At 51.9% G+C, this 15,094-nt stretch carries 15 protein-coding genes; 14 read left to right on the top strand and 1 reads right to left on the bottom strand.

Going from position 1 to position 15,094, the window contains the following annotated elements; all coding sequences use genetic code 11:
* Position 1: 1 nt before the first annotated feature.
* The 14 genes from ACTQY5_RS02530 to ACTQY5_RS02465 all read left to right on the top strand — a co-directional run bounded on the left by ACTQY5_RS02530 (position 2) and on the right by ACTQY5_RS02465 (position 13,300).
* Complete coding sequence (locus ACTQY5_RS02530; RefSeq protein ID WP_441368754.1) at positions 2-1,132, top strand: phage tail sheath C-terminal domain-containing protein; 1,131 nt, start codon at positions 2-4, stop codon at positions 1,130-1,132.
* 14 nt (positions 1,133-1,146) lie between these two features.
* Positions 1,147-1,602 (top strand): phage tail tube protein, encoded by a 456-nt coding sequence (locus tag ACTQY5_RS02525; protein ID WP_278673884.1) that lies wholly within the window; start codon positions 1,147-1,149, stop codon positions 1,600-1,602.
* A gap of 59 nt (positions 1,603-1,661) precedes the next feature.
* The gene (locus ACTQY5_RS02520) at positions 1,662-2,024 is read left to right on the top strand and encodes a phage tail assembly chaperone (RefSeq protein WP_441368753.1); all 363 of its coding nucleotides are present in this window, start codon (positions 1,662-1,664) and stop codon (positions 2,022-2,024) included.
* Between the two features lie 178 nt (positions 2,025-2,202).
* Positions 2,203-5,058, top strand: a complete 2,856-nt coding sequence (locus ACTQY5_RS02515; RefSeq protein WP_441368752.1) for a phage tail tape measure protein — start codon at positions 2,203-2,205, stop codon at positions 5,056-5,058.
* A complete protein-coding gene (locus ACTQY5_RS02510) occupies positions 5,055-5,768 on the top strand; it encodes a hypothetical protein (protein ID WP_441368751.1) in 714 nt (237 codons plus the stop codon). Before ACTQY5_RS02515 ends, ACTQY5_RS02510 begins: the two co-directional genes overlap by 4 nt.
* Positions 5,765-6,829 carry an XkdQ/YqbQ family protein gene (locus ACTQY5_RS02505; protein WP_441368750.1) on the top strand — a complete coding sequence of 355 codons (1,065 nt, stop codon included), beginning with the start codon at positions 5,765-5,767 and terminating at the stop codon, positions 6,827-6,829. Before ACTQY5_RS02510 ends, ACTQY5_RS02505 begins: the two co-directional genes overlap by 4 nt.
* A 2-nt stretch (positions 6,830-6,831) precedes the next feature.
* Positions 6,832-7,227, top strand: coding sequence for a DUF2577 family protein (locus ACTQY5_RS02500; protein WP_278763245.1), 396 nt, complete (start codon positions 6,832-6,834; stop codon positions 7,225-7,227).
* A 12-nt stretch (positions 7,228-7,239) separates the two neighbouring features.
* Positions 7,240-7,665: a DUF2634 domain-containing protein gene (locus ACTQY5_RS02495; RefSeq protein ID WP_441368749.1), complete on the top strand. Its 426-nt coding sequence runs from the start codon at positions 7,240-7,242 to the stop codon at positions 7,663-7,665.
* On the top strand, positions 7,658-8,686 hold the full coding sequence (locus tag ACTQY5_RS02490; RefSeq protein WP_441368748.1) for a baseplate J/gp47 family protein: 1,029 nt from the start codon (positions 7,658-7,660) through the stop codon (positions 8,684-8,686). The genes ACTQY5_RS02495 and ACTQY5_RS02490 overlap by 8 nt, the downstream gene beginning before the upstream one ends.
* The gene (locus tag ACTQY5_RS02485; RefSeq protein WP_441368747.1) at positions 8,683-10,566 is read left to right on the top strand and encodes a putative phage tail protein; all 1,884 of its coding nucleotides are present in this window, start codon (positions 8,683-8,685) and stop codon (positions 10,564-10,566) included. Before ACTQY5_RS02490 ends, ACTQY5_RS02485 begins: the two co-directional genes overlap by 4 nt.
* Before the next feature lie 16 nt (positions 10,567-10,582).
* Entirely contained in the window at positions 10,583-11,731 is a 1,149-nt protein-coding gene (locus ACTQY5_RS02480; protein ID WP_441368746.1) for a phage baseplate protein, read from the top strand.
* Positions 11,732-11,821: 90 nt separating this feature from the next.
* Complete coding sequence (locus ACTQY5_RS02475) at positions 11,822-12,481, top strand: hypothetical protein (RefSeq protein ID WP_441368745.1); 660 nt, start codon at positions 11,822-11,824, stop codon at positions 12,479-12,481.
* Positions 12,474-12,605 carry a hypothetical protein gene (locus ACTQY5_RS02470; RefSeq protein ID WP_281739270.1) on the top strand — a complete coding sequence of 44 codons (132 nt, stop codon included), beginning with the start codon at positions 12,474-12,476 and terminating at the stop codon, positions 12,603-12,605. The genes ACTQY5_RS02475 and ACTQY5_RS02470 overlap by 8 nt, the downstream gene beginning before the upstream one ends.
* Complete coding sequence (locus ACTQY5_RS02465; RefSeq protein ID WP_441368744.1) at positions 12,602-13,300, top strand: phage baseplate protein; 699 nt, start codon at positions 12,602-12,604, stop codon at positions 13,298-13,300. Before ACTQY5_RS02470 ends, ACTQY5_RS02465 begins: the two co-directional genes overlap by 4 nt.
* A gap of 825 nt (positions 13,301-14,125) precedes the next feature.
* Here ACTQY5_RS02465 and ACTQY5_RS02460 read toward each other — a convergent pair.
* Complete coding sequence (locus ACTQY5_RS02460; RefSeq protein ID WP_441368743.1) at positions 14,126-15,094, bottom strand: tyrosine-type recombinase/integrase; 969 nt, start codon at positions 15,092-15,094, stop codon at positions 14,126-14,128.

Below are 15,094 nucleotides of genomic sequence, written 5' to 3'. Positions count from 1 at the left end.
AATGGCGAATGAAGCCGAAGTATTTGGCCTGCCGCAGGTCATTATCAATTTTCGCACCAAGGCTACTACGGCCATCAAGCGGTCTGCCCGTGGCATTGTAGCCATGATCCTGCACAATGAAAGTGCAGACGAAATCAAGAATTATGTAATCCGGGATGTGTCTGACATTCCGGAATCCGGACTGACTCCGGAAAACGTGGATCTGATCAAGAAATGTCTGCTGGGGACTCCTCTTCGGATCCTGGTTTATACCCTGCCCCTGACCTCTGTGGATGGAGCCAAGAACACCCAGGCCAATGTTCTGAAGATCCTGGCCAGCATCAAATGGAATTGGCTGTGCGCGCCTACGGCAACTACTCAGGAACAGCAGGACCTGGCCAGCTGGATCAAGACCCAGCGGACCAACAAGCGGAAGACCTTCAAAGCTGTCCTGAGTGACCAGGCTGCCGACCATGAAGGTATCGTGAACTTCTGCACCAACAATATCAAAGTTCAGACCGATACCGATTCCAGCGGGAAGGCTGTCTATACGACTTACACGGCTCTCCAGTATACGGCACGGATTGCCGGCATCCTGGCCGGCCTGGCACTGGACCGCAGCGCCACCTATTTCAAGCTGACTGAAGTGGAAAGCGTAGAAGTCTACGAAGATATCGACTCTCTGATCGACAAAGGGGAACTGCTGCTCCTGGATGAACAGGATGGGGACGGCGTCAAGATTGCCCGGGGCTGCACCTCCCTGGTGACTTTCACTACGGATAAGAACGAAGATTACCGGTACATCAAGATCATCGAAGCCCTGGATATGATGACTGATGACCTCCGGGATACCTTCAAGAAGTACTATGTGGGCAAGTACATCAACGACTATGACCACAAGATGCTGTTCATCGCAGCAAGCAAGGTCTACTTTGAAGGCATCAAGGGCAATGTGCTGGACAAGAACTGGAACAACACCGTGGACATTGACGAAGAATTCCAGTCCAATTATGCAAAACTCCATGGGGATGATCCTACCCAGATGACCAAGATGCAGATCCGCCAGTACAACACCGGAACCAAACTGGCTCTGATCGGGAATGTGAAACCGGTGAATGCCATGGAAGATCTGACCATCAACTTTACGTTCTGAGGAGGTCCTGAAGGATGAACAGAAGCGAATATGATGTGAAATACAGAGGCCGCCGGCGCTGGAACGGATCTTATGGGAAGGTCTGGTGCAACGGTGAACTAATCTTTGAAATCCAGAAGTACGAATGCAAAGTAACGGCCAACCGGGAAGATGTGACCTGTGACATCTCCGAAGACTCCAAGATTGTGAGCCTGAAAGGGGAAGGTTCCATGACCATCAAGAGCGTCATCAACCGGAACGTGGCTGCTGTCCTGGAAGAATGGAAGAACGGCCATGATCCCCGGTTCCAGATGACCGGGCTGATTGATGATCCGGATGCCATTGACGGACAGAAGGAACGGGTCAGCATCGACAATGTGTGGTTCAACGAACTGCTGCTGATGGGCTTCGAAAAGGGCAAAGTCGTGGAAAAGGAATTTCCCTTTGGCTTTACCCCGCAGGATGCCCAGTTCCTGGAAACTGTGGAATGAATATCATACTGAGCCGGCTGTTCTGCTGGCTCAGTTCTTTTTGACTAGGAGGATGAATCATGGCTGTATCCATTGAAGAACTGATTGCCCGCAGGGAAGAAATCGAAAAGAAAAAGGAAGAACGGTATGATCTGGCAACTTCCATCGGGACTATTACCGTCAAAAAGCCTACCAAAGCATTTGTGGCGGAGGCATTTGATCTGGAAACCGGATCTGACGAATATACGCTGTACAACCTGTGCGTGGCTCCGTCTCTGAAAGACCATTCCCTGCAGCAGGCTTATGGCTGCGTGGAGCCTACGGATATCGTGGACAAACTCTTTGAACCCGGTGAAGTGGTGGCAATCGTGAAATCCATCATGGCCAAAGCGGGCTATGGAGAAAAGATTGAAGCAGTCATCCATGAAGAAGTAAAAAACTGATCAGAGAGGACTGGGAGGCAGCAGCTGCTGCTTATCTGGTCCTCCATGGTCACCCTTTGGACTATTTCTTTTCCCTGTCTAAAACAGAAAAACTGTTTTGTTGGGCCGCTGTAGAACAGGAAAAGAAGGAACAGAGAGAAAGAACAATGGCGATTGCAGAAGGGAGGATGCCTCGCTTATGGCCGACTACAAGTTAAGCGCCACACTGGAACTGAAGGATAAATTCACCGCGGTAGTAGATAAAGCCAAAAGCGGCATGAAATCCTTTGCCAGCACACTGGAAGGCGCCAGTGGATCTGTCGATAAAACCGGCAGCGCCATGGAAAAGATGGGGCGGTCTGCTCTTTCGGCAGCCGCCAAAGCAGATAAGGCAAAAAAATCCCTGGAAGGCCTGAAGGGGACTTACACAGCGACCATCAAGACCAATGATTCCGCTACCGGCACTGTGAAAAAGGTGGCCAATGAAATCAAGGCATTGACCACCAAAACACACAGCATCCGGGTGGGTATCCAGCAGCAGATTCCCGGCCCGCTGGGGAACATTAAAGGCAAACTGTCCAATGCGACTTCCGGGTTCCTGTCCGGGCTGCCGACTCAGCTGGTAGGATTCGCCGGCATCGGGTATGGCGTAGCCGATACTCTGCGGGTTTATACGGATTTTACTCACCAGATGAGCCGGGTAAAGGCTATTGCCGGAGCCACTGACGATGAATTTGCCAGATTGACGGCAAAAGCCAAAGAACAGGGCATGATGACTCAGTTCACGGCAACAGAATCCGGGAAAGCCATGGAATACATGGCTATGGCTGGGTGGAAAACTGAAGATATGCTGAACGGCATTTCCGGGATCATGTCTCTGGCTGCGGCTTCCGGAGAAGATCTGGGGCAGGTATCCGACATTGTGACGGATGCTTTGAGCGCTTTCAAACTCCAGGCGAAAGATGCCGGGCATTTTGCTGATGTACTGGCACAGGCAGCCACCAACTCAAATACCAATGTGGGCATGATGGGCTATACCTTCAAGTATGTGGCCCCGTTGGCCGGTACTTTAGGTTTCAACATCGAAGACACGGCTCTGGCTATCGGGCTCATGGCAAACAGCGGCATCAAGGCAGAAAAGGCCGGAACTGCTCTGCGATCCATGTTTACCCGTATGGCTGCACCCACCAAAGAATCCAGCTCTGCCATGGCGGAACTGGGCTTTTCTATGACGGATTCTGCCGGAAAGGTGAAAAGCCTGCGGTCCATCATGAAAGAGCTGCGGAAAGACTTCAAGGGGCTCAGCAAAATGGATCAGACCAGGCTGGCCAAACAACTGGCTGGAGAAGATGCCATTTCCGGGTTCCTGGCTATCATGAATGCCAATGAATCAGATTGGAAGAAACTGGAGACAGCCATTGATCATTCCCAGGGCGCAGCAAAAAATATGAAAAACATTTCCACATCCAATCTCTGGGGATCCATTAAAGGGCTGCAGTCTGCCTGGGAAGCGGTGCAGCTGGGCATTATGAGCCAGGGACCCGGCAGCGGAATGAAAGAATTCGTGGATGCGGCTACTATCGACCTGCGAAAATTCACCAAAAGCCTGGAAGATGGATTCCAATTCAGAGATTTGGTGGATGTGGCCAAAAACGCTGTGCAGCAGCTCATTGACAAATTCGTCCAGCTGGATGGGATGGGTTCTGTGCTGGCTGGTGGCACGCTGGCTTTTGGATTGGTGAAACTAATTGGGCTGCTGAAGAAGTTCAATGGCTTGTTCAAAAATACTGGTACGGCAGGGGGAGCTTCCGGTACAGGTGTTGGCATGAATGACATGGTGGTCAACGCCCGGAATGTGGTGGTCAATGGTACTGTTTCCGGTTCTGCCGGAGGGGGCACCGTGCCGGTCCCCGGCGGCGGAAAGAAATCTGGTGGGGCTGCAGCGGCTGCCACTTTTGTCCGATATCTTCCGGCCATCCTGACCGGAGTGAAAACGGCCTATGATGTAGTCAAGACAGAAGGCAAAGACGCAAAGACCCGGGTGGGAATTGGTGGTGCTGTGCAAACGGGGGCGGTTGCCCTGGGTACGGCTATCGGTGGCCCGGCGGGCACTGTTGTGGGCTTCGCTGTAGGTGATGCTATCAACCAGGCCATCCAGGACCCGGCATGGTCTTCTCAGCGGAGTTCTGCTGGTTCTGAAATGTACCTGCAGCCATCCTATGATGACCGGCTGGGCACGAACGGTGGCGTCAATGGTGACACCATGGGCAATGGTCAAGATATAGCCTCCCGGTTCCAAACCGATACGGCCAACTTCAAGAACTGGCTGTTCAACAGTGACGCACCCAGTGCTATGGATGACTGGGGGAATTCCATGGACGGTATGGCAGACCGGTTTAACCAGGACTGGGAAAATATGAAGCAGACTGCTCAGCAGAAGCTGTCCGGCATTGGAACCGCCATGGGGGAACTGGGCGAAAGCATTGGTACCCAGGCCAGCGAAATGCAGACATCCATGAGCAATGCCTGGGAGAATATTGCTCAGTCCGTATCTGAAACCACCAGCGAATGGGGCGGTTATGTAGATGATGCCATTGGTACCATCGAAGGCGCTCTGGACGGACTGAAAAGCAGAGCTGCTGGCATCTGGGCAGATATTAAAAATTCGGCTGCCAGTGCCTGGGCCGATATCGGAGCCAAAGCTTCCGGTGCTTTGTCCGGTGCTCAGAGCTGGTTTGCAGGGACGTCCCTGGGCAAATGGTGGGACCATAATGCTACCGGATCTGAGTACTATGCCGGCGGCTTGACGGAAGTCAACGAACACGGGGGGGAAATAATCGACCTGCCAGGCGGCTCCCGGATATACCCCCATGCCACAACGGAAAGGATGCTGGAAAAACAGTTTTCCAAAGCCACCCCTACCGGAGCACCTACTGTAACCATCAGTGGAAATACTTTTATTGTCCGGCAGGAAAGCGATATTCAGCAGATTGCCTATGAACTGGCTCAGCTGATCATGCAGGGCCAGCAGAATTATGGAGGTGGATACGCATGACCACATTCGGAACAGCCCTTAATGTGTTGTCTGCCTTCTTCAACGGAATGAATTTCGTCAATACCAGGAGGCAGATCCTGGTGAAGTCGGAACAGTTCGGAGAAGTCATCATTCCGGTTACGCCAGAAAAGTACCAGATGAGTGGGGGACAGAAAAACAAGGTAGTGGATATCACCCGTGTGGGGGAAGCCATTATCTTCGGGATGCCCAAAGCCAGGACACTGACGTTTTCCAGCTTTTTTCCGGATCTGACCCATGGATACCCCTTTACGGTGGATGATACCAAAAGCCCTGGTGAACTGGTGGAATACTTCACCAAAGTGAAGGAAGCCCGGAAGCCGGTCCGGGTGATCATCACAGACAGCCCCGTCAATTTGATGATGGGGCTGATGTCTTTCAACTATTTTGAAAAGGATGGCACCCGGGATATCTACTATGAACTGAGCTTTACCGAATACAAGGATTTGAATATCCCCAGCGCAAACAACAATAAACCGGTGGACGAAAAGACCGGTCTAAAAAAACGCCCGGAAGGGGATACGCCGAAAAAAGTGACCTGGCAGAAGAAGGCAGGGGATTTTTTGGACGCCACCAAGAAAGCCTATGGGGATTACAACCACTGGCGAAGGGTAGCCAAAAGCAATAATCTGGGTTCCCTGGTTATCAATAATGCAGGGCGGATTGGCCGAATGGTAGGGAAGAAACTATGATTATCAAGCATAAATCCGTCAAGACGGAGACCACTACGGACCGGAACGGGAAAAAGACAACGAAAACGACGGAATCCATGGATGATCTGTCCACCCTGACCATGGGGAAAATCACCTGGGAAGGATCCCGGCTGCAGGTTGCCCGGCGGTTGCAGTTCACCTACGCTCAAGATGCCCGGGACCCCAATCTGCCCAACTATGTCATCAACTGTGGAGAAACAATCTATGGTTATGACGAAGAAGGAAACCTGCAGTTCCAGGGAAATGTGTATAGTGTCGAAAAAAATGTCCAGGCTTCTTCCGTCAGAGTCCTGTGCTACGACAATCTGTTCATCCTGACCCGATCCAGGACCACCCGCAAGTTTTCCAATATCAAAGCAGAAGACATTGCCCGTTCTGTATGCCAGGAAATGGGCATCAAGGTCGGGAATCTGGCCGAAACAGGAGTTTCTGTTTCTTTCATTGCTCAAAATAAAACTGGGTACCAGATTATCATGATGGCTTATACGGAAGCCGCGGCCAAAATGAATGCCAACAAAGGAAAAGATGATCCGGATGCTGTCTTCCAGGCAATCATGAATAGAGACAAACTGGATGTTATCCGGAAGGGTGCACTCATTGAGAATTTCGAAGCTAACCAGTACGCCAACATTATGAACAGCCGATACAAAGAGTCCATCGAAAAAGTCGTGAACAAAATCATGCTCACAGACCAACAGGGGAATGTGATAGGCTACGAATCAAAGGATGATTCCATCCAGAAATATTCCATGGTTCAGGCTGTCTATAAGCAGAATCCCAACAAGGCCATGAAAGACCAGCTGACTAAAATTTTCCATGGTCCTGATCGGACTGGCATACTGGAAATGCTGGGAGACTACCGGGCAAAGGCGTCCTACTCCATCAAGATCAGCGATATCCTGCCGGAAATGGCTGGAAAGTTCTGGATCAAGTCGGACAGCCATACCTTTGAAAATGGTATCCACACCATGAAGCTGGAAATCGAATTTGAAAACCTGATGGATAAACAGGAACTGTCTGACGGGGAAAGGAAGGTGTAACCATGACTGAAATCCCATCTGCCGCCCAATCCATGGCCCAGGTTGTTGATGTGATGCATGGAATTGCTGACGGTGCGCAGCCCATGGGGACCCAGGTGGGCATTGTAGTTACTCCGCCGCCCAATCTAACAGTCCGCATGAACAATATCCTCCTGGAGTCGAAGGACCTGTACATAAGCCGGTATCTGCTGCCGAATTACACCCGGCATGTGGTTGGTGAAACCAGCTACAAAGGAGGCGGATCCGGTATGCCAGCCTACGAAAGTCACAATCACCCTATTGATAATGATGAAACCTGGACGGATACCCTGCAGCCGGGAACCCTGGTGGCGGTAATTCCGGTAGACGGACAAGAAAACCAGCTGTACATCATAGCGGACAGCCTGGTGAAACTGTAGGAGGTGACAATCATGAGTGACGAATATCCTTTTACGGGAACCAGTGCAGAAACGGATTTTGAAGAAAATTTGGATGTACCCAGGGAAATGGATTATGACTTTGAAAAGCACGATTTTAGGTACGACAGAAATGGGCAACACATCATCGTTACCGGCAATGATGCTTTGAAAATCTGGATCTATAAGGCACTGAGTACAGAGCGTTTCCGGTATCTGGCATACAGTTGGCAGTATGGACTGGAAATCCGGCCTTTCATCGGCAAGGTCATGGGTGTACAGGAACGATACAGTGAAATGAAGCGGATCATCATCGAATGTCTAATGGTGAATCCCTATATTAAAAGCATCGACAGCATTGAATTCACCCCAAGCCGGGAGAAGCTAACGGTGGATATCAATCTGACAACGATTTATGGGGAGGTGAGTATGAATGTATGAAGCGGAAAGTCAGGATACTATCCTGAAGCGGCTGCAGCAGAATACCGGCAGTCAGGTCAGTACCTATGAAGGTACTTTCGCTTATGATGTCCTGGCATCCAATTCTATTGAATTTGCCAAACAGGAAGTGGAACGGGAAGAAATGTACAAAGCGGCCTTTGCAGAGACGGCTTCTGGGGATTACCTGACCCTGATTGCAGAAGATCATGGAATCATCCGCAAAGAAGCAACGGCTGCGGTTGGCAATGTGGTCGTCAAAGGTAATGGCACAATTCCCATTGGAACCTTGTTTCAGACGGAAACAGGGATATCATTTGCCGCTACTGCTACTATCGCAGTTAAAAACGAAGCCACCATTCCTGTAAAATGCACAGAAGCTGGAGTATTGGGAAATGTAAGCGCCGGCACTGTTGCGGTCATTCCTATCAGTATCCCGGGGATTACTGCAGTAACCAACCCTGATCCGATGGCAGATGGCTTTGACCGGGAAAATGACGATGATCTATATGACCGGTTCCATTTCCACGTGACCCAGCCGGCCATCAGCGGGAATGTAAATGACTATATTGAATGGGCCTCCAGCATCCCCGGAGTTGGTCATGTAAAAGTGCTGCCCATCTGGAAAGGCCCAGGGACGGTAAAAGTTCTGGTAACAGACGCCAATGGGGAACCGGCTTCCATGAATCTGCTGAATCAGGTGATTGCTAAAATTGAAAGCGTACGGCCCATCGGTCCAGAAGTGACGGTGGTATCGCCCAGCCTGCTCGACCTTACCATTAAGTTAACTGTAACCAGCGGCAGCGGAGATGCAGACTACATCAAGACCATGCTGAACAAGTATTTCGTGAGCCGGAACTTCACCGGAATTACGATTTCCTACGCCAAGGTGGGCAACATGATCCTGACGGACAGCAAGACCGGTGTGGATGATTACAGTGGGCTTCTGATCAACGACAGTAACGAGAACATCAGTATTACGGATGACCAGATTCCTCATGTGAAAGAGGTGGTGTTCCTGTGAAAACACCAGATTTCCAATTCTTGAGAACGGACCCGGTAAACCTGAAAAGGTATCTGCCGGTTTTCCTATATCTGAGCCCGGAATTCAAAGCCATCCAGGACAGTTTGCAGAAAGAGCACGAACGTCAGCGGCTGGCCCAGATTGACGTAGCCAAACAGTTCCACGCGGAAACGGCTACCTGGGGCATGGCGGCCTGGGAGCGTATGCTGGGCATCAATGTGAATACCAGTGTGGACCTGGAGACCAGACGGGCATCCGTACTGGCCAAAATGGGGAAGCCGCCAACGGTGACTCCCGCTTTCCTGACCAGGATGATTAACCTGTTCACCACAGTGGCTGCCACGCAGATTGTGGAACATCCATCCGAGTATACGGTGGATATTTATTTACCTGATAGCGGAACGCACGATTTCACGAAAATAGACGAGGCTGTGAATACCTACCTGCCGGCCCACCTGGGCCACACCTACCACTTCAAGACCCATCTGGATGCTTCCGAGTACATCGGTACGGTAATTCGAATGGCGTCCAGGGGCGTGGAGTGCGGCCTGCTGGCCAACGACGAAGTGCTGCAGACGGCTGTTCTGTGGTCCGTGGATACGCCGGTATTCGAGATAAAAGACGATGCCATCCACCTGACAGAGCTTGGACTCAAGGCGAACCCGGTATGGAACGCCAATACCAGCACAGTGTCTCCCGCTGCTGCAGCCCCAGTGGGTGCTACGGACGGGATTTTCTACGTCAGCGGAGATGGTAGCGTCAAACAGCAAGTCGGCGCCCCCGCCACCTTCACCCGTGCTTCCACTGCTGCCCTGGGGGGGCGGACATATCAAGTCAATGAGCCACGGTTCATGGACAACGGACTGCTGTGCGAGCCGACCACCACGAATCTGGCGGCATCTGTGATTGATGTGACGAACGGGTCGCTGGATTACTGGTTTAATTGCGTTGGCAGTGGAACTTTTGAGTTGTCTTCGAAGGAAACGTACAACCATAGCAATAGCATCCATTTGAAAGATGGCACCTCTCTACAGCTAGTGGAGTTCGATATTAAACCGAAATTTAATTCCATCTATACATTCTCCTGTATGGCTTTTGTGGTAAGCGGGAAATGCCACCTTAGACTCGAAGAAGGTACGAAGCCATGGCCCGGGTTAAACAGCCAGCCAACGTCAGAAACAGGCAAGTGGATAAAATTGTCAGTAACGTACAAGACCACTGTAAAAGACAGCACACTTCTGCATTGCCGAATTTACGTAGGAGAGGGGGATGACGTCTATATCGACGACATCCAACTGGAAGCCCGCCCCTACGCCACTAGCTTCACCCCGACCTCCCGTGATGCCGCCGACCGTCTGACCATTTCAGAATGGGTGGTCAACAAGACAAAGTGTACGTGTGAATTTGATTTGACTGTAAACGATAAACAGACTCTTGAATGGCCTATGCTGTTCGCACGTGCTGGATGGCTCAAAAACCCAGGTGGGAAAATGTTCAGATTTGAGACTAATGAAGCTAAAAAAGGCTTGAGAGGGGGATACTTATCGCCAATTTGGGCTGATGATGCTACCACTGATAAGCCCCAACGTTTCGCCGTAACATTTGAAAACAGCGTTGCTGCGCTGTACTTCAACGGAAATCTTATTGGTTCAAATCATGATGCCAGCTCCAAAGATGTTCTCTCAGCTATCTGGATGGGCGACTGTATTGCCAACCCATTCAACGGCTGCATCAAGAATTTCCGCTTTTCCAGCACCGTCCACACGGCAGAAAAGATAGCCGCCGACAGCAAGCTGGACGCACTGCCGGTGGAGGATGATACAGTGCTGTACATGCCACTCAAGGAGGATTTGAGCATGTACGGCCATTACAACGATTAAAAAAAGGAGTGAGACAATGGCTGAATTTCATCAATGCGTTACCACGAAACAGGGGCTCAACCTGATCGCCCTGTCCAGGGTGAATAAATGTCCTCTGGTATTTACGAAAATGGCCATCGGCGACAGCAGGCCGACGGACACCAGCACCATCAGTGCCATGACGGCCCTGGTCGACGAGAAGCTAACCAGCGACATCACTAGCCTGAAGAAAATCAAGAATACAGACACAACGGAAGGCCGGTATGCAGCGTTCGGAAAATTCTCGAACAGTACGCTGGCCACCGGGTTCCACATCTCTGAAGTAGGGCTGTGGGCGAAAGTGGAATCCTCCTACTACACCGGGGACAGCTGGGACGGGTATACCGGGGATGCTGTCCTGTTCTGTTACGGCTATGCCGATGAAGGAAAAACGGACTGGCTGCCCAGCAAGGATACCCCCATGACGCCCCAGGAAGTCGGTATCTACACCAGCGTGGGTGACGCTGAAACCGTATCCGTCCATGTATCAGATACCCAGACGGTAGGGGAAGCAGAGTTCCAGGCCCACCTGACGGACGTCAACGCCCACAGCGACTTCAAGGGCTGCACGTCGACCGCCAACGGGCAGCGGGGATTTGTTCCCCGTCCCATGGCCGGCCAGGACAACGAGTACTATCTGAACGCTGACGGAACCTGGAAGCAGGTCAAGCAGCGGTCCGTCAAGGACATCATCGACATCATCTATCCGGTAGGATTTGTCATCACCACCACTGGGAGTCAGAACCCCAACCAGCTGTGGGCAGGGACTACATGGGAACGGTATGCAGCTGGCCGGGTGCTGATGGGCGCAGGGACGTACATTGAAAACGGCGTGACCTACACTTACACCAACGGAGCCACAGGCGGCGAAGTCAAGCACCCACTCTCTGCTGATGAAATGCCAGCCCATATCCATTCGGCATCCTGTTCCACGGATGGGAATCATACTCACACATTCTATCTTGCGGCTGACGGAAACCCGGACAACGGGAAGAAAGGTGCGAACACCGGTCATGCTTCAACGGGGACAACAAGCTATGCGGGCAGTCACTCTCATACAATCACAATCTCTTCTACGGGTGGCAACGGAAGCCACGAAAACAGACAGCCTTATACCGTAGTGAATTTCTGGCGGCGTACAGCTTGATTATGCGGTCCTACGCCAGAAGTTGACCACCGTGTAGGGCTGACGGTTCTCATGCCCACCGTTACCTCCGGTGGCACCGATGGTCACCGTATGGCTATGATTGCCGTCAGTACTCGTGCGGCCAGTTGGGTTGTTCCAGTCGGCCCCGGACGAACCGGCGTGGTTTTCGGCAGAATCGTAGATGCCGTAGGGGTTTTTTCCGTTGTCGCCAAAGCATCCATGGTAGTGCGCTCCAGCGGTCGAGCAGGATGCACTGTGCCCGTGACTGGGCATTTCATCAGCAGAGAAAGGAATGAAATAATGAGTGTTTTCCAGATTTTAAAAAACAAAGTTTTGATCATCGACGGTGAAAAGCAGTACAGCGATACCGTCGATAATTTTTTACTCGACGCAGGGGCTGTATCCGTCCCGGAATCCGTCATCTATGACGATGCACAGGAGTGCTGCGTGGTGGATGGAGATTTCCGAGATTATCCCAACGGCACCTACAGCGGTTACTGTGACCGCATCCAGGACCTGCTGGATGCCCAGGCTAAGCGTACCTATGTGCCACCGGCTGAACCGACGGAAGAAGAGCGACAAGAAGACCAGAAAGCAGCCCTCAAAGCCGACTATGACAGTGCGGTCAAGGAACTGAGCAACTCCATGGCCGTGGCTCTCCTGACCGGCGACACGGACGCACAGGAAAGTATCCGGGCAGATTTTAAAGACCTGCAAAAAGCATACAAGGAGGCGGTCGAAAATGTTTAAGCTCCCGAAGCGTTGCGAATACTGTGCTCATAAGCTGGTGGACGGCAAGTGCGTTAACCCGGCCTGCATTGCTTATAAACCGGAACAGCAAGCTGCTGAAAAGAAGGATGGTGACAGCAAATGACAACAAGAGCAATCGTACCCAATGGCGATGGGGAAGGCTCCCTGGGTACCTCTACGGCTAAATGGGGAGCGGTTTATTCGTCCGACCCGGCCAGAGGGGAAAACTCCGGGCAGGTACCTACAACGGCGTGGGTCCAAAAACTCCTGGCTGATGCCCTGGCTAAGCAGAAAACGGCCTACGAGCAAGCCATCAGCACGGCAGTTTCGGCCGCCCAGACGAAAGCAAAGCTGGACGCCCACCCTGTCGGGAGCTACTACTGGAGCAACGACAGCACGAGCCCGGCTACCCTTTTCGGGGGTACGTGGGAGGCTCTGCCAGCAGGGTACACGCTGATTGCACAGGGATCTGGGAGCGACTCCTTCGGTAGCTACACCTATACTGCTGGCCAAAAATACGGCGAACGGAAACATCAGCTCACCACCGATGAACTCGCATCCCATGGGCACATGGTAAGAACCTGGAACAATGTAGCAAGCGGCGCCCCGCAGCTATACAGGGACGGGAAATGGGAACGCTATACACAGGGGGCTTTTAAGGTGTCTGGTGAATGGAACGAAAATGCCGGAACTACAGCAAATTCCCCGCAAGGCGGTCTGGGTGACCCTGCTGGCACTACCGACGGAACTGGCGGCAATGCAGCTCATAACAACATCCAGCCATCTATAGCGGCCTACTGCTGGAAACGCACGGCCTAGGCGGTCCTGCACCAGCCATACGAGGCGATGGACGGGGACAGGTTGTTGTGGGGTACGCTTTTACCAGTGGCATCCGTAGACCGGCTTTTTCCGGTCGCTTGCTCGCCGATTGTACCGGCATCGACGAACCAACTGCCATTATTTTGCGACGTACCCTTTTTAGTCGTATCGAGCGTGTAGGTATGGCTGTGACTAGCCAGTTCATCGGTGGCTATGCAGTACGACGCCAAACGTATGCCGCCATACTAGGTTGGACATTTGCATGAGGGGCATTTTTACCAAATGACAGTTTGGCTGTATGGTAAGTAACCCAGGATTCAGTGCCGTTTCCGTAGACTTGATATGTCCGTCCCGTATCTGCGTCCTGGTACGAAAAGACGCCGGTTGCAGGCCGTTCAAAAATCCCGCCTTGATTCCCTGCACGGCTTCCGACCGTGCCAGAGATAGCCGGAAGCTCATCGGTGGCTATGCCGTACGTTTCCAACAAAACGCCGCTACCATCGGGGGCAGGTTTTCATGAGGAACATTTTTCCCAGAATAGGCCCCATCTTTAGGACTGTAGCTTGTGGATGGTGTAGCGGCTTTATTAATCAAAACGTGCCCCCACGTATAACTTCCATCCCCACTATTTTCTCCCCAAGAAAAATCCATTCTATGGGCATGTCTAGGCATTTCATCGGTGGATACCTGGGAAAGCAATTTTATGCCATTTCACCCCACTTTATGCCATTGACAAAGACCCACTAAAGCCATACTAAGCACAGTCCTACATCAAGACACAGAGAGGCTTTAGCTCTGCATTCCTAGGTCATTGCTACAACCATACTAAACCCTGTCTATGGCCTTCCGCAGGTCTGACAGGGTCTTGTGTGTGTAGGCCCCTTTTGTGATACCCGGTCTGGCGTGTCCCAGAATCATCCGGATGGTTGTCTCACTGACCTCCGCACGGTCAAGGAGCGTGGCCAGGGTGTGGCGGCACTCATGAGGTGTGTGCTTCATCCCGACCGCCTCCATGGCCTTGTCCCAGAGCCTACGGAAACTGTCGTAGGTCTGACACGGGCAGATGATGCCGGACGCTTTCCTTTCTGTGAGTATCCCCAGGATACGGTGATGTATGGGGATTTTGCGGATACCGGCGGCCGTCTTTGACTGCTTGATGTCTATGTATCTCTGACGGACGTTGATGTCTCCCGGCCGCAGGGAGATGAATTCTCCGGCCCTCATACCTGTGTAAATGAGGATAAGAGCATCGGCAACGCCTGGAACATCCAGTGACCGCCATAGCTTGCCAATCTGCCTGGCTGTGAACGGCTTCTTCTTGTAGACGACGGTGTGCTTCGGGAGCTCAACAAATGGGCTCAGATCGTGGTCAACGATGCCATTTTTTATGGCGTACTTATACATCTGGCTCAGCAGGACACGGCATTTTTTACGGGTGCAGTACCCAGCGGGGACAGCATCCAAGGCACTCTGCAGATCGGGATAGGCGATGGACGAAAACGGCATGGCATGGAGCGGACTCAGATGCCTGTAGCTGATGGAGTAGGCCGACCGGCTGGATGCCGATACATCCGGGAAATGCCTCTGGCTCCATGCGGCATAGACGGCGGAAAACGTGACTTGATGGGTGGGTGTGCAGTGATTAATCTCAACAAGATACTCAAAGGCCTCTTGATACGACTCAAAATATCCCAGGGCTCTCTGCCGTCCATCGATGGTCTTCTTGACGACGTAAGGGCGCCGCCGATTTCCTGCCAGCTTATAAACGGAACCATAACCATTTGGCAATCTCAT

It is taken from the genome of Acidaminococcus sp. HCP3S3_H5 (genome assembly GCF_052122235.1).
GTDB lineage: Bacteria > Bacillota > Negativicutes > Acidaminococcales > Acidaminococcaceae > Acidaminococcus.
This window is presented reverse-complemented; position numbering and strand designations above follow the sequence as displayed.

Excerpts from the sequence above, each read along its gene's own strand:
- ACTQY5_RS02530 (WP_441368754.1), top strand. The coding sequence starts at position 2 with ATGGCGAATGAAGCCGAAGTATTTGGCCTGCCGCAGGTCATTATCAAT.
- ACTQY5_RS02525 (WP_278673884.1), top strand. The coding sequence starts at position 1,147 with ATGAACAGAAGCGAATATGATGTGAAATACAGAGGCCGCCGGCGCTGG.
- ACTQY5_RS02520 (WP_441368753.1), top strand. The coding sequence starts at position 1,662 with ATGGCTGTATCCATTGAAGAACTGATTGCCCGCAGGGAAGAAATCGAA.
- ACTQY5_RS02515 (WP_441368752.1), top strand. The coding sequence starts at position 2,203 with ATGGCCGACTACAAGTTAAGCGCCACACTGGAACTGAAGGATAAATTC.
- ACTQY5_RS02510 (WP_441368751.1), top strand. The coding sequence starts at position 5,055 with ATGACCACATTCGGAACAGCCCTTAATGTGTTGTCTGCCTTCTTCAAC.
- ACTQY5_RS02505 (WP_441368750.1), top strand. The coding sequence starts at position 5,765 with ATGATTATCAAGCATAAATCCGTCAAGACGGAGACCACTACGGACCGG.
- ACTQY5_RS02500 (WP_278763245.1), top strand. The coding sequence starts at position 6,832 with ATGACTGAAATCCCATCTGCCGCCCAATCCATGGCCCAGGTTGTTGAT.
- ACTQY5_RS02495 (WP_441368749.1), top strand. The coding sequence starts at position 7,240 with ATGAGTGACGAATATCCTTTTACGGGAACCAGTGCAGAAACGGATTTT.
- ACTQY5_RS02490 (WP_441368748.1), top strand. The coding sequence starts at position 7,658 with ATGTATGAAGCGGAAAGTCAGGATACTATCCTGAAGCGGCTGCAGCAG.
- ACTQY5_RS02480 (WP_441368746.1), top strand. The coding sequence starts at position 10,583 with ATGGCTGAATTTCATCAATGCGTTACCACGAAACAGGGGCTCAACCTG.
- ACTQY5_RS02475 (WP_441368745.1), top strand. The coding sequence starts at position 11,822 with ATGGCTATGATTGCCGTCAGTACTCGTGCGGCCAGTTGGGTTGTTCCA.
- ACTQY5_RS02470 (WP_281739270.1), top strand. The coding sequence starts at position 12,474 with ATGTTTAAGCTCCCGAAGCGTTGCGAATACTGTGCTCATAAGCTGGTG.
- ACTQY5_RS02465 (WP_441368744.1), top strand. The coding sequence starts at position 12,602 with ATGACAACAAGAGCAATCGTACCCAATGGCGATGGGGAAGGCTCCCTG.
- ACTQY5_RS02460 (WP_441368743.1), bottom strand. The coding sequence starts at position 15,094 with ATGAGATTGCCAAATGGTTATGGTTCCGTTTATAAGCTGGCAGGAAAT.